Genomic DNA, 13,437 nt, shown 5'->3' on the forward strand with positions numbered 1-13,437 from the left:
TCCGGGAGGCCTCGCGGTTCAGGCCGACTGCCGCCGTACCAGCGCCGCCGGGAAGAGCACCGAGGGCGACGGGCCGCCCGGCTCGCCGATCTGCTTCAGCAGCAACCGGGCCATCTCCGCCGCCATCTCCTCCACCGGCTGCCGGACCGTCGTCAGCGGCGGGTCGCAGGCCGCGGCGGCGCTGCTGTCGTCGAAGCCGACCACCGCGACGTCGGACGGCACGTCGCGGCCGGCCCGGAGCAGCACCGGCAGGGCCCCCAGCGCCATCAGGTCGGAGGCGATGAACACCCCGTCCAGATCCGGGCGGTCCGCCAGCAGCCGGCGCATCGCCGCAGCCCCGCCCAGATGCGTGAAGTCCCCCTCGGCGCAGGCCACGTCCTCGATGCCGTGGGCGGCGCAGGCCTCCAGGAACCCGGTGAGCCGGACCTGGCCTGCGGGCATGTCCTGCGGTCCGGTGATCGTGCCGATGCGCCGCCGCCCCTGCGCGGCCAGGTGATCGGCCGCCAGCCGCGCTCCGGCGTGCTGGTCCACCTCCACATAGGCCAGCGGCGACGGCTTGTGCGGACGGCCCGCGAGGACGGCGGGCATCCGGGTCTCCTGGAGCAGCCCGGGCAGCGGGTCGTCGGCGTGCGTCGTGATCAGCACGACCCCGTCGACATGGCCGTGCCGCAGATAGGAGAGCAACTGGCCGCGGGACGCCTCGTCGTCGGCCAGCATCACGACCATCTGGATCCCCGCCGGGCGCAGCACCTCCAGCAGCCCGCTGACGACCCGCCCGAAGTACGGGTCGGAGAACATCCGGCCGACGAACGGCTCGGACATCGGCCGCCGTTCCCGCTCGGAGACCACCAGGGCCACCGAGTCGGTCCGCCGCGTCACCAGCGAGCGCGCGGCCCGGTTGGGCACATAGCCGGTGGTCGCCACCGCCTGCTCGACGACGGTGCGCAGGGCCGGGTCCACCGTGGTCGCCCCGTTGATCACCCGGGACACGGTCGCCCGTGACACACCGGCCACGGCCGCCACGTCCTCCAGGGTCGTGGGGCGTACGGGCTGCGGCACTTCGGCTGTCATGCAGCCCTTTATACCCGCAGGCAGGCCGCCCTGTTCAGCCGAGGGCCCGCACCGCGCCCGGCAGCCGTTCCAGCTCGGCGAGGGACGTCTCGCGCTCCGTCACGAGGGCGGCGGCCAGCTCGCGGGCGTCCGCCCGGCCGCCCGAGGTGATCTCGGAACGCGACACCTGCGCGGACTGCCGCAGATGGTCCCGGATCTGGACGAGGACGAGCCGGTCGAAGGCGGACCCCTCGGCGGCGCGCGCCGCCGCCAGGTCCCGTGCCGTCACCATGCCGGGCATGTCGTGCCCCGCGTGCACATCGGTCCCGGGCAGCCCCAAGTGGGTCAACAGGCGTCTCAGACGGACGAGTTCGGCCTCCTGCCCGGTGCGCAGCCGCACCGCGAAGTCACGCACCCGCGGTTCGGCCGCCCGCTCGGCGGCCAGGGCCAGGAGCTTCACGGCCTGCTGGTTCATGGGAGTCATCAGCTGGACCCAGCCGACATCGGTGGCGGTCGAGGTGGAGAGTGAGGTGGCTGCGGGGGTGCCGGCCGGTGGGGACTCGCGCGCCTGTGCCGTACGGGGCGTGGACTCCGCCGCCGGGGAGCAGCCGGCCGTGCCGCCGACAGCCAGCGCGCCGAGCAGGACGAGGGCGGCGGCCCGGTGGAGCGGCGGAAGCGTGAGGTCGATGGGGTTCATGGCGTGTCCTCGTACGGGGAGGGGGAGGGTCTCCGCCCCGGAGCCGACGCCCCGGGGCGGACACGGTGGTGCGTGGGGGGTGGGTCGAGCGCGGTGGTGACGGCCGGTCAGGGCTTGCCGTCGGAGCCGCACTTGATGATTGCGTTGATGCAGTCGCGGACGCGCTGCGCCATCTCCTCCTCCGGCCATACGTTGAAGAAGTCGCCGTGCATGGTGTAGCCGGGCCCGGACGCCAGCCGGAAGCGGGCCGGGTCACCGTTCACCGGGTAGCGCAGCACCTGCCGGAGCTTGGGCACCGGCACCGGGTGGGTGGACGGGCAGCCGCCGTTCACCGGGTACGCCATGTGGCTCTTGTGGTCGGGGGAGTCGAGGTCCGTACCGTTCCAGCACTGCGGGAAGTCCAGGTAGGACTCCATCATCGTGCCGGGCGGACAGTTCACGAAGTTCTGCGAGGGGTTCACCTCACCGGCGTGCAGGCACGACCAGCGGGCGATCGTGTTGTCCTGCGGGCCGGTCGCCTTCGCGTTGCCCGCCACGATGCGCAGGCCCCGGGGGAAGGGCTTGATCTGGCGGATGACGTCGTCGCGCACGCCCTCGCCCAGGTAGTAGAAGGTGGTCCCGGTGGGCTCCACCTCCTTGTCGCCGTCGTAGAGGGTGGGCACCCAGTACGACGACAGGTCGGTGTCGGGGGAGCACGACGTACGGCCCTTCTCCAGGGAGGCCAGGTCGGAGCCGGCGTGCGTGGTGTCGTTGCCGAAGAAGCTGTGCATGTGGGAGGCGCCCGGCAGCCCGGGGAAGACGATCGGGTCGTCGGGGAGCCGGTGGGTGTACGGGCACTCGGCGAGGAACTCGGCCACCCGCACGACATCCGCGGCGGCCTTCGGCGCGGCGTCGGCGGCGGCCCGCTCGCCCGCGGCGTTGCCGACGTTGCTCTGGAGGAAGGAGAGGGCGAGGGCCGCCGCGGCGAGCCCGGCGATTCTGTACCGCCAGGGCGGCAGGGACCGTTGGCGGCGGTGGTCGGGGTTGCGTCGGTGACGGAAGAGCACGGCACTCCTGTTCGGGGAAGTGGGGGATTCCTGGGTCAGTCAGAGAGCGCTCTCTCGAAGGAACGTAGAAGTGCCTCCTGTGCATGTCAAGGGATCGCGCAGGCTCGATAAATCAGCGCGAAGAAGGGCGAGTTGTATTCCATGGCGAGGGAGAGCGCTCTCCCTGAAGGGGGGCGGGAAGGTGATCGGGGCCGTTGTCAGTGGTGGGCGGAAGAATGGTGGCCATGACGAACTCAGCTGCTGTGCTCGCCGATGCCGCCGCCTACGCCGCCGCCGTGGAACAGGCCTCCGTCGCCGCCGCCGCGTACTACGCCACGGGCGAGAGCGCGTTGGACGACGACGCCTACGACCGGCTGGCGCGCGGCATAGCCGCTTACGAGGCGGACCATCCGGAGGAGGTGCTCGCCGCCTCGCCGACCGGCAAGGTCGCGGGCGGGGCCGCCGTCGGCGACGTGCCGCACACGGTTCCCATGCTCTCGCTGGACAACGTGTTCTCGGCCGAGCAGTTCGCGACCTGGACCGCTTCGCTGGAGCGGCGCATCGGCAGACCGGTGACCGCGTGGAGCGTCGAGCCGAAGCTCGACGGCCTGGCGGTCGCCGCGCGCTACCGCGACGGCCGGTTCGAACGTCTCATCACGCGGGGCGACGGCACGGCGGGCGAGGACGTCTCGCATGCGGCGGGCGCCGTCGTCGGACTGCCGGAGCGGCTGGCCGAACCGGTCACCATCGAGGTGCGCGGCGAGATCCTCATGACGAACGACCAGTTCGACCAGGGCAACGCGATCCGTACGGAACACGGCGGCGCCCCCTTCGCCAACCCGCGCAACGGGGCGGCCGGCACCCTGCGGGCCAAGGACCGCGCCTACCGGGTGGAGACGACCTTCTTCGCCTACGGCGCGCTGCCGCTGCCCGATTCCGGGGAGCTGGGCGAAACCCTCGCCGAACTGCCCCACGGCGAGGTCCTGTCGTACGTCGCCGGCCTCGGCGTGCACACGGCCGCGGGCACCGACGTCGCGCCGGTCCTGGCCGCCACGGTCGAGGAGGTCCAGGCGCGGGTGGACGCCATAGGCTCCCTGCGCGCGACGCTGCCGTTCGGCATCGACGGGATCGTGATCAAGGCCGACCTGGCGGCCGACCAGCGCGAGGCGGGCTCCGGCACCCGCGCGCCCCGCTGGGCCATCGCCTACAAGCTGCCCGCCGTGGAGAAGATCACCCGCCTGCTGTCCGTCGAGTGGAACGTCGGGCGCACGGGCATCATCGCGCCGCGTGCCGTCCTGGAGCCCGTGGTGATCGACGGCTCCACCGTCGGGTACGCCACCCTGCACAACCCGGCCGACATCACCCGGCGCGACCTGCGGCTGGGGGACCGGGTCATGGTCTACAAGGCCGGCGACATCATCCCGCGCATCGAGGCCCCCGTCGTCCACCTGCGCACCGGCGACGAGACGCCCATCGACTTCCCCGAGAGCTGTCCGCAGTGCGGCTCCGACATCGACACGAGCGAACAGCGCTGGCGCTGCACCCGGGGCCGCAACTGCCGTCTCGTCGCCTCCGTCTCGTATGCGGCGGGCCGCGACCAGCTCGACATCGAGGGCCTCGGCGCCACCCGGGTCGTCCAGCTCGTCGACGCGGGGCTCGTCGCGGACTTCGCCGATCTCTTCACCCTGGAGCGCGAGCAGTTGCTCGCCCTCGACCGGATGGGCCAGACCTCCACGGACAATCTCCTGGCGGCCATCGAGACCGCCCGTACCCGGCCGCTCTCCCGGGTCTTCTGCGCCTTGGGCGTACGGGGCACGGGACGCTCCATGTCACGCCGGATCGCCCGGTATTTCGCCACGATGGACCGGATCGTCGCCGCCGACGTCGAGACGCTCCAGCGGGTGGACGGCATCGGCAAGGAGAAGGCCGCAGCGGTGGTTGCCGAGCTGGCGGAGCTCGCTCCGCTGATCGACAAGCTCGTCACGGCCGGGGTGTCGATGACCGAGCCGGGCGCCACCCCGCCCCCGGAGCCCGGGACGGAGGAGGAAGCGGCGGCAGGGGCAGGCGCGGAGGCCGTCGGTGACGCCGGCACCGGCTCCACGCTGCCGCTGGCAGGGATGACCGTGGTGGTGACGGGCGCGATGTCCGGAGCGCTGGAGAAGCTGTCGCGCAACCAGATGAACGAGCTGATCGAGCGAGCGGGCGGCAAGTCGTCCTCCAGCGTCTCCAAGCGCACGAGCCTGCTGGTCGCCGGGGACAAGGCCGGATCCAAGCGCACCAAGGCGGAGGACCTGGGGGTCCGGATCGCGGTGCCGGAGGAGTTCGCGGAGCTGGTCGGCGCGTTCCTGGCGGCGAGGGAGGACGCCTGAGCCGTTGACGGCCGCACAGGGCGTGTCGGCGCGCCTGTGAATCAGCGAGGAAGTGGCGTTCCACCACCCCGTATTGCATAGTGAGGGCTCGGTCGTGCCTCACTATCAGTGGGCCGACGGGTGCGTGGGCGGCGGAGACGGCCGACCGGGGGTGAGGGACGATGCGTTCTGTGCACGACGGACAGCGACCGGCTCGCGCCGTCTCCCCGTGGTCCGGACCCGCCCGGAACGTTCCGGCCCTGAGTGCCGCTGTCCTCTCCGCGCCCCATCGTGAGCCTGCTCCGACTCCTGCTCCGGCCGTCCCGATCACTTCCGCAACCGGCGAGCGGCGAGGGCCGTTCCGCCCGGGGGCGGGCCCATGGGGGAAGGGCCCCGGACCGCTTCGTGACGGAAGCGGTGCCGGGGCGTTCGGGGCGGGACGTTCCCGGGATTCCCGAGGCGATCTCCGGACGCGTCACCAGCACGAGCGACGGCCTCAGTACGGTGCGGGAAACGGCGCCCCGGTCGCGCGGGGACTGGCCCTGGACCTCGGCAGCTCCCGCACCCGGGCCTGGGTGCCCGGCCGGGGGCTGCTCCTCGACCCGTTGCCCGGCTCCGGCCCCGACGGGGGTGCCGAGCGACCGGTCCGGCGCGGGCGCATCGTCGACCCCGAGTCCTGCGGCCGGCTGCTCGGCCGGATCGCCGACGCGGCCCTGGGGCCCGACCGCAGCGACAGCGTGATCGTGCTCAGCCACCCCGTGCTCGCCGGCGCCGAACACCGCACCGCCGCGCGCGCCCTGCTCGCCGGTCTCGGGACGACGCGCGTCCTGGTCCTCAGCAGCGCCCGGGCAGCCGCCGCGTATGCGGGACCGAGGGAGACGGGCCCCCTTCTCGTCGTCGACATGGGAGCCGAACTGACCGAGGTCACGCTCCTCGTGGGCGGCCTGGTCGCCGACGCCCGGCAGGCCGAGAGCGGACTCGACGACCTCGACGGCCTCGATCCGGCGATGCTCCCGACTGTCCTCGGCCGCACGGTGCTCGACATGATCACGTCCATGTGGCGGCACGACCGGCACGGCGCGATCCGGGGAGCCCTGCGCAAGGGGCCCGTGCTCGCGGGCGGCGGCGCGCTGCGGTCCGACGTCACCGATCACCTCGCCCGCTGCCTCGGCACCCGGGTGCGGCTGGCCGACGACCCGTCGACCACGGTCGTCCGGGGCGCCGGACAGATCCTCAGCTCCGTGCTCCGCCACCGGCCGACGCCGCCCGAGCGATCCGGCCACCCGAGGTGACGCCGTACCGGGGACGGCCCCGGGTGCGGTGTGTGGTGGCCGCGCTGCTCCTCGCCGTGCTCACCCTGGTCGGCGGTACGGCCACGGCGAACGGGGCGGCACCCGCCGCTCTGGCCACCCGAAGCCTCCCGCCCGCCGTCGCGGTCGCCACCGCTCCGCCGCCCGCCGCACCCCAGATCCACCGGACCGCGCATCGAGTGGGGTACGACAGCGCACCGGCGTCCCGGCACCGCACCTGCTTTGGCGGCGCACTCGACTCCCGGCACCAGGCCGGTCACGACGTCCGGCACCAGGCCGGTCACGGCATCGCACACGACGTCCGGCACCAGGCCGGTCACGGCACCGAGCACGACGTCCGGCATCTCGTGGCGCAGGCCACGCACGAGCAGCCCACGGCGGCGGCCGATCCGGCGCAGGCTCCCCGGGCGGGCACCGGCCGGGCGTATCTGCTCCTCCACGCGCCACCGCCTCCGCACGACGCGCTGACCCCCGCTCCGCCGGGGACGGCCGAGCCGCGCGGCGGCGTCCAGTACGTCGCCGCGGACTCCTTCGACGCACCGGGCAGCCGCCGGGGCGCGCTTCCCGGCGTCCGGGGACCTCCGGGCAGGACCACCGGTCCCACGACCGGTCATCCGCCGTCCTGTTCTGCCGTTCCGGCGTCGCGTCCTCGCTGAGGTGAGGGCGCTCGACGCCCCACCGGAGGATTTCCATGACTCGCGCCACCGCGGTGCGGGCGGTTCTGGCTGTCGCCGTGCTGCTCGCCTCCGTCTTCATCACCCTGACCATGTCGCCCAGACTCGGCCTCGATCTCCAGGGCGGCACCCGTATCGTGCTCCAGGCCCGGGACACCGCCACCGTCGAGGCGGACCGGGAGACCACCGACCGCACCCTGGAGGTGCTGCGGCAGCGGATCGACTCGCTGGGCGTCTCCGAACCGACGCTGACCCGTTCCGGCGAGGACCGGATCATCGTCGAACTGCCCGACGTACAGGATCCGCGCCAGGCCGCCGAGGTGATCGGCAGGACCGCCCAACTCACCTTCCACGCGGTGGAGGGCGAGGGGACGGACCAACCGGGGAAGAAGACCCCGGCTCCCGAATCCACCACCGCCCCCGACTCCACCCCCGAGCCCGCCCCCGACTCCACCACCGACCCCGACCCTGGTCCGGACTCGAACCGGCTGACGCTCCCTGACGAGCAGGGCCGTCTCCTCGCCCTCGGCGAACCCCGGCTCTCCGGCGCGGGCGTCGAGGACGCCACCGCCGCGTTCGACTCGCAGGGGGGAGCGGGCTGGACCGTCTCGCTGGAGTTCCGCAAGGGCGCCGGGCAGGACTGGAAGAAGCTCACCGGCGAGGCCGCCTGCCACCCCGCCGGGGACGACCGGCGGAGGGTCGCCATCGTCCTCGACGAGAAGGTCATCTCCTCGCCGCAGGTCGACCCCTCGGTCGGCTGCCGGGCCGGACTGCCGTCCGGGGCCACCCAGATCACCGGATCGTTCAGCGCGGACGAGGCGCGTGACCTGGCGCTGCTCATCAAGGGCGGGGCCCTGCCCGTGCCCGTCGAGATCGTCGAGCAGCGGACCGTCGGCCCGACGCTCGGCGCGGCGGCCATCGAAGCGAGCGCGCAGGCCGCCCTCATCGGAGCCGCCGCCACCGCGCTCTTCATCACCGTCGTCTACCGCCTCTTCGGCGCGCTGGCCGCCGTGGCGCTCGGTGCGTACGGAGTGATCTCGTACGCCGCGCTCGTCGCCCTCGGCGTCACCCTGACCCTTCCCGGGCTCGCCGGGTTCGTCCTCGCGATCGGGATGGCGGTCGACGCCAACGTCCTGGTCTTCGAACGGGCCAGGGAGGAATGCGCCGACCGGCCGGCACGCTCCCTGCGCTCCGCGCTGACCACCGGGTTCCGGAAGGCGTGGAGCGCGGTCGCCGACTCCAACGCGACCACGCTGATCGCGGCCGGACTGCTCTTCTTCCTGGGCTCGGGCCCGGTCAAGGGCTTCGGCGTCACGCTCGCCATCGGGGTCGTCGCCTCGATGTTCTCCGCCCTGGTCATCGCCCGCGCGCTCACCGAGATCGCGGCGAACTCCCGCTTCGTCAGCGACTACCGGGGCGTCAACGGCATCGGGCGACCCGGGGCCGTACGCACATGGCTGGTCCGCAGGGACCCGAAGCTCCTCCGGAGGTCGGCCCGATGGCTCGTCGTCTCGGCGGCGCTGGTCGTCGTCGCGGTGGCCGGGATCGTGGTGCGCGGGGTCGATCTGGGCGTCGAGTTCACCGGGGGCCGGCTGGTCGAGTACTCCACCAGCCGCCCGGTCGACGTCGAGACGGCCCGGGACAGCATCGCCGCCGCCGGGTTCGGGGACGCCGAGGTCACCACGGCGGGCGACGGCGACCTGTCCGTCCGCACGGGGAAGCTCGACAACGACGGCGAACACGCCCTGCGCGCCGCCCTCGCCGAGGAGGGCGGTGAGACGACGAAGGTACGGGACGAGCTGATCGGCCCGAGCCTCGGCGACGAACTGCGCCGCAACGCGCTGATCGCCCTGGGCGTCGCGGTGGCCGTGCAGTTGGCCTACCTGGCGGTCCGGTTCCGCTGGACGTTCGCGGTGGCGTCCGTCGTGGCGATGGTGCACGACGTGATCCTGGTGGTGGGGGCCTTCGCCTGGCTGGGGCGGCCGGTGGACGGCATTTTCCTGGCCGCCCTGCTCACCGTGATCGGCTACTCGGTCAACGACTCGGTGGTGGTCTTCGACCGGGTCCGGGAGCTGTGGGGGGCGAACCGGCGGACCCCGCTGGACACCATCGCCCGCCGGGCCGTCCTGCAGACCGTCCCCCGTACGGTGAACACCGGCATGGGCGCCCTGTTCATCCTGGCCGCCCTCGCGGTGCTGGGTGGCGATTCGCTGGCTGACTTCGCGCTCGCCCTCCTCATCGGCATCGTCGTCGGCACCTGGTCCTCGGTGTTCACCGCCGTACCCGGGGCCCTCGCCCTGGAGCGCAGCGCCAAGGCCCCGCCGCCGCCCGCACCGGGGAAGGGGAAGGGCACACCGCGCGGAAAGGCCCGTGCGGCACGCCGCGACCCGCTCGACAACGGAGCCCGCGTCTAGGGAGAGGGAGGGGAGCGGGAAGGGGCCGGGTCAGGACGGGACGCGGGCGTGCAGATAGGCGGCGGTCTCCCGGTCCGCCGGGAGGAACGTCTCGATGGCCAGCTCGGCCACCGTCACGTCCATCGGCGTGTTGAACGTCGCGATCGACGACACGAACGACAGGACCCGGCCCCCGTGTTCGAGCAGCATCGGCAGCGCGAACGCGGCGGCCCGGTCCCGCTCCCGCCCCGCCCCGTCCGCCCGGTCGGCGGCGGGGACCGCACCGCCCGTTCCCTCGGCGGTGCGGTCCGTGCCGTCGGCCCGGGCGGGGGGCGGATAGGCGGCCACCTCGTCGTACAGCTCGCGCAGGGCCGGTGAGCGTACGAGGGCGATCTGACGGTCCATCTGCGCCAGCAGGTCCGCCCGCCACTCGGGGAGGTTCAGGATGCGCGGGGCGAGCCCCTCCGGGTGGAGGGTGAGCCGCATGGCGTTCAGCGGCGGGGTCAGCAGCTTCTCCGGTACGCCTTCCAGCAGCAGCGCGACCCCGCGGTTGGCCGCCACCACCCCGTAGGTGCCGTCCACCACGAGGGCCGGATACGGCTCGTACGCCGCGAGCAGGCGCTCCAGGCTCTCGCGGAGGGAGGCCATCGCGGGGTCGTCGAGGGACGTCTGCGGGTAGCGGGGCGCGTAACCGGCGATCACGAGGAGGGCGTTGCGTTCCCGGACCGGGATGTCCAGCTGTTCGGCCAGCCGCAGGACCATGTCCTCGCTGGGCCGGGAGCGGCCCGTCTCGATGAACGAGATGTGGCGGGCCGAGGAGTCCGCGCGCAGGGCCAGCTCCAACTGGCTGATGCGCCGCTGTTCCCGCCAGTCCCGCAGCAGCGGTCCCACTTCCGTGTCGGGCAAGACAGTCGTCATGCTCAGACCGTAACGTCACCGGCGGGCCGGTCACGGTGCCGGTACGGGCCGCCCGGCCTTCGTGACGCCTACGCCGATCCACCGAGACCCACGGGAGCCGTCCCATGAGCGCCGAACCGCTGTCGCCGTCCGAGACCGAGATCCGGCTGGATAGCCTGCCCGGCTGGGCGCTGGAAGGGGACCGGATCACCCGGACCTTCCGGCTGCCCTCCCACTTCGCCGCCGCCGCGCTGACGGTCCACATCGCGCAGATCCAGGACGAGCTGAACCACCACTCCGATCTGACGCTCGGCTACAACACGGTGGCCCTCGCCGTCCACACCCACTCCGCGGGCGGCGCCATCACCGAGAAGGACCTGACGCTCGCCGCCCGGGTGGCGGCCGCCGCCCCGGCCCACGGAGCCGAATAGCCACCGGCCCACGGAGCGGAACAGCCACCGGCCCCACGGGGCCGAACAGCCACCGCCCACAGAGTCGAACAGCCACCGGTCCCCGGAGCCCAACAGCCACCGGTTCGCGGAGCCCAACAGCCGCCGGTCGGCGGAACGGCCCACCCGCCCCTTCCCGCTCAGGCCACCGTGCCGAACCGCGGGTGCGCGCCGAGCCACCGCGCGTAGCTCGGGCTGCGCGACACCGCCTCCGCGTACGCCTCGCGGGTCGCCCCCGCCACCGTCCCCGCCGCCGCGTCGGCGGCGGGGGAGTGCGGATGCCAGCCCACCAGATGACGCCAGCTGAGCGGGGCGCCCGCCAGCGGTCGGGTCACCACGCCCGGCGCCGGCGGGAACGTCGCCCGGCACAGCCCGATCGCCCGCCCCACCTGCACCAGATGGACGACGGACGAGGTGTCCGTCTCGAAAACCGACACCGGGGTGAAGCCCGACCGCGCGCAGGCCGCGGTGAAGCAGTCCGCGAAGCAGCCGTCGCCCGGCACATCCGCCCAGCTCTCGTCCGCGAGGGCGGCCAGATCCAATTCCGCTTCAGCGGTCAGGGGGTGGTTCTCCGGCAGCATCACGAAGACCGGGTCCACCCCGACGACCTCCCAGACCAGCCGGTCCGCCAGCGGCGGCGGGCTCTCGCCGCACGTCCCGATCAGCGCGAAGTCCAGCCGCCCGTCGACCACCAGCGAGGCGATCTCGTCGACCGACCACGAGGTGTACGTCGACACCGCCGCCGACGGGTGCGCGGCCGCCATCCGGTCCACCAGACCGCCGAGCAGCGGACCGTGCGTGCCGCCCAGCCGGAACCGGTCCAGCGCCCCCCGGGCATTGGCGAACCGCACGGCCTCGGCCTGCAGTTCACTGACCGCGGGCAGCACCACCCGGGCCCGCTCCAGCACCAGTTCGCCGAGCGGCGTGGCACGGGCTCCGGTGTGGTCGCGGTCGAAGAGAGCGCCGCCGAGGGCCTTCTCGATCCGCCGCAGCTGAGCGCTGAGAGCGGGCTGGGCGAGCCCCAGCGTGGCGGCGGCCTTGGTGAGGCTGCCCGTGTCGGCTATCGCACGGACCGTTCGCAGATGGCGCAACTCCAGCTCCATAAGGGCAAGTTATGGCCCCCAAGGCACCCCGGCAATACACGTGCTCCGCCTACCGTTCGGTCGGTGTACACGGCCCGTACGCCGCCGGGCCCGAGCGGCCCGGCGCGACGTTCCGTTTCAGCCGTGCCAGGCCCCGTCACCGGCACGTACCGCACCGGCCTGCCCGCCGCCCGGCCCAGCTGCTCCAGGACGACCCGGCGCACCCCTGGACCGTCGCCTCGCTCGCCGCCCGCGCGGGGGTGTCCCGGGCCGGCCTGGCCCGCCGGTTCGCCGAACTGGTCGGGGAGCCGCCGATGGCGTGCCTCACCGGCTGGCGGCTCGCCGTCGCGGCCGACCTGCTGCGCGAGAGCGATGCCACGGTGGAGGCCGTGGCCCGGAAGGTCGGCTACAGCGCCCCCTTCGCCTTCAGCGCCGCGTTCAAGCGGGTGAGGGGGGTGGGCCCGCAGGAGTACCTCGGCGGTACGCCGGGGGACCCGCTGGGCACGCCGGGGGACTCCCTCGGTCCGCCGTAGGACCCCCTCGATTTGCCGGATCGGCAACGAACCTTGCCGCACGACCGGCCCGTGAGGAGGCTGGCCCCATGAGCAGCCACGCCGGTCACGGCCACCACGACACGCACACCGCCGACATCGACTGGGACGTCCTGGGTCCCCTGTTGGAGCAGGAAGCCGAACTCAACGGTACGCAGTACGAGGAGGCGGCCCGCTGGATCGCCGCCCTGCCCACCGCGCCCGAGGTCCGCCGGGTCCTCGACATCGGCAGCGGCCCCGGGGTCGTCTCCTGTCTGCTGGCGGAGGTCTTTCCGGAGGCCGAGGTGGTGGCCGTCGACGCCACGCCCGCGCTCCTGGAACGCGCGAGCAACCGTGCGCGCCGCCTCGGGGTGATCGACCGCTTCCGGACTCTTGAGGCCGAACTCCCCGCAGACGTCGACCGGTTGGGCGAGGCCGATCTGATCTGGGCGGGCAACTCCCTGCATCACCTGGGCGACCAGCGCGCGGCGCTGGCGGGCTTCGCCGGGCTCCTGCGGGCCGGCGGAACGGTCGCGCTCGTCGAAGGCGGCCTGCCCACCCGGCGGTTGCCCCGCGACATCGGTATCGGAGAGCCCGGGCTGGAGGCCCGCATGGGCGCGGCCGCCGCTACCCGATTCGAGCACATGCGGTCCGAACTCCCGGGCGCGAAGCGGGAGACCGAGGACTGGGCCGCGCTCTTCACCGCGGTCGGCCTCGCCCCGCAGGGCACCCGCAGCTTCCTCCTCGACCTGCCTGCTCCCGTCTCCCGCCCGGTCCGCGACCACGTCGTCGCGAGCATCACCCGGGAGCGCGAGGTGCTCGGCGACCTGCTGACGGCCGAGGACAGCGCCGTACTGGACCGGCTGCTGGACCCCGAGGACCCCGAAGGGCTTCACCACCGCCCCGACGTCCACCTGCTCGCCGCCCGCACGGTGCACCTCGGCCGCCGCGGCTGAGCGGGCGACCTGGCCCCGGGCCGCTC

11 protein-coding genes and 1 pseudogene are annotated in these 13,437 nt (G+C 73.6%); 7 read left to right on the top strand and 5 right to left on the bottom strand.

Annotation, left to right across the window (positions count from 1 at the left end; genetic code table 11):
* Positions 1-18: 18 nt before the first annotated feature.
* The 3 genes from WQO_RS29705 to WQO_RS29715 form a co-directional block, all read right to left on the bottom strand.
* Positions 19-1,071 carry a LacI family DNA-binding transcriptional regulator gene (locus WQO_RS29705; RefSeq protein ID WP_029182075.1) on the bottom strand — a complete coding sequence of 351 codons (1,053 nt, stop codon included), beginning with the start codon at positions 1,069-1,071 and terminating at the stop codon, positions 19-21.
* A gap of 34 nt (positions 1,072-1,105) precedes the next feature.
* The gene (locus WQO_RS29710) at positions 1,106-1,747 is read right to left on the bottom strand and encodes a DUF305 domain-containing protein (RefSeq protein WP_010058311.1); all 642 of its coding nucleotides are present in this window, start codon (positions 1,745-1,747) and stop codon (positions 1,106-1,108) included.
* Between the two features lie 107 nt (positions 1,748-1,854).
* On the bottom strand, positions 1,855-2,793 hold the full coding sequence (locus tag WQO_RS29715; protein WP_010058310.1) for a DUF1996 domain-containing protein: 939 nt from the start codon (positions 2,791-2,793) through the stop codon (positions 1,855-1,857).
* 215 nt (positions 2,794-3,008) lie between these two features.
* Between WQO_RS29715 and ligA the strand changes: the two genes are divergently transcribed.
* The 4 genes from ligA to secD all read left to right on the top strand — a co-directional run bounded on the left by ligA (position 3,009) and on the right by secD (position 9,518).
* The gene (ligA, locus tag WQO_RS29720) at positions 3,009-5,141 is read left to right on the top strand and encodes an NAD-dependent DNA ligase LigA (protein WP_032747915.1); all 2,133 of its coding nucleotides are present in this window, start codon (positions 3,009-3,011) and stop codon (positions 5,139-5,141) included.
* A 554-nt stretch (positions 5,142-5,695) separates the two neighbouring features.
* Positions 5,696-6,412 (top strand): rod shape-determining protein, encoded by a 717-nt coding sequence (locus tag WQO_RS29725; protein WP_010058308.1) that lies wholly within the window; start codon positions 5,696-5,698, stop codon positions 6,410-6,412.
* Between the two features lie 32 nt (positions 6,413-6,444).
* Positions 6,445-7,086, top strand: a complete 642-nt coding sequence (locus WQO_RS29730) for a hypothetical protein (RefSeq protein WP_010058306.1) — start codon at positions 6,445-6,447, stop codon at positions 7,084-7,086.
* A 35-nt stretch (positions 7,087-7,121) separates the two neighbouring features.
* Positions 7,122-9,518, top strand: a complete 2,397-nt coding sequence (gene secD, locus WQO_RS29735) for a protein translocase subunit SecD (RefSeq protein WP_010058305.1) — start codon at positions 7,122-7,124, stop codon at positions 9,516-9,518.
* Between the two features lie 30 nt (positions 9,519-9,548).
* On the opposite strand, the gene WQO_RS29740 is transcribed toward secD, so the two are convergent.
* Positions 9,549-10,415 carry a helix-turn-helix domain-containing protein gene (locus WQO_RS29740; RefSeq protein ID WP_029182073.1) on the bottom strand — a complete coding sequence of 289 codons (867 nt, stop codon included), beginning with the start codon at positions 10,413-10,415 and terminating at the stop codon, positions 9,549-9,551.
* 104 nt (positions 10,416-10,519) lie between these two features.
* On the opposite strand from WQO_RS29740, the gene WQO_RS29745 reads away from it, so the two are divergent.
* Positions 10,520-10,825 (top strand): 4a-hydroxytetrahydrobiopterin dehydratase, encoded by a 306-nt coding sequence (locus tag WQO_RS29745; protein WP_010058301.1) that lies wholly within the window; start codon positions 10,520-10,522, stop codon positions 10,823-10,825.
* A 158-nt stretch (positions 10,826-10,983) separates the two neighbouring features.
* On the opposite strand, the gene WQO_RS29750 is transcribed toward WQO_RS29745, so the two are convergent.
* Positions 10,984-11,946: a LysR family transcriptional regulator gene (locus WQO_RS29750; RefSeq protein ID WP_058954146.1), complete on the bottom strand. Its 963-nt coding sequence runs from the start codon at positions 11,944-11,946 to the stop codon at positions 10,984-10,986.
* Between the two features lie 176 nt (positions 11,947-12,122).
* On the opposite strand from WQO_RS29750, the pseudogene WQO_RS29755 reads away from it, so the two are divergent.
* Positions 12,123-12,530, top strand: a pseudogene (locus tag WQO_RS29755) (helix-turn-helix transcriptional regulator); the annotation flags it as partial.
* Positions 12,527-13,411: a class I SAM-dependent methyltransferase gene (locus tag WQO_RS29760; protein ID WP_010058295.1), complete on the top strand. Its 885-nt coding sequence runs from the start codon at positions 12,527-12,529 to the stop codon at positions 13,409-13,411. The pseudogene WQO_RS29755 and the gene WQO_RS29760, both read left to right, overlap by 4 nt.
* The last annotated feature ends 26 nt before the right edge of the window (positions 13,412-13,437 follow it).

This window comes from Streptomyces globisporus C-1027 (genome assembly GCF_000261345.2).
GTDB lineage: Bacteria > Actinomycetota > Actinomycetes > Streptomycetales > Streptomycetaceae > Streptomyces > Streptomyces pakalii.

Bases quoted from the DNA above. Each gene is read 5' to 3' on its own strand.
- WQO_RS29705 (WP_029182075.1), bottom strand. From the start codon at position 1,071: ATGACAGCCGAAGTGCCGCAGCCCGTACGCCCCACGACCCTGGAGGAC.
- WQO_RS29710 (WP_010058311.1), bottom strand. From the start codon at position 1,747: ATGAACCCCATCGACCTCACGCTTCCGCCGCTCCACCGGGCCGCCGCC.
- ligA (WP_032747915.1), top strand. From the start codon at position 3,009: ATGGTGGCCATGACGAACTCAGCTGCTGTGCTCGCCGATGCCGCCGCC.
- secD (WP_010058305.1), top strand. From the start codon at position 7,122: ATGACTCGCGCCACCGCGGTGCGGGCGGTTCTGGCTGTCGCCGTGCTG.
- WQO_RS29740 (WP_029182073.1), bottom strand. From the start codon at position 10,415: ATGACGACTGTCTTGCCCGACACGGAAGTGGGACCGCTGCTGCGGGAC.
- WQO_RS29745 (WP_010058301.1), top strand. From the start codon at position 10,520: ATGAGCGCCGAACCGCTGTCGCCGTCCGAGACCGAGATCCGGCTGGAT.
- WQO_RS29750 (WP_058954146.1), bottom strand. From the start codon at position 11,946: ATGGAGCTGGAGTTGCGCCATCTGCGAACGGTCCGTGCGATAGCCGAC.
- WQO_RS29760 (WP_010058295.1), top strand. From the start codon at position 12,527: ATGAGCAGCCACGCCGGTCACGGCCACCACGACACGCACACCGCCGAC.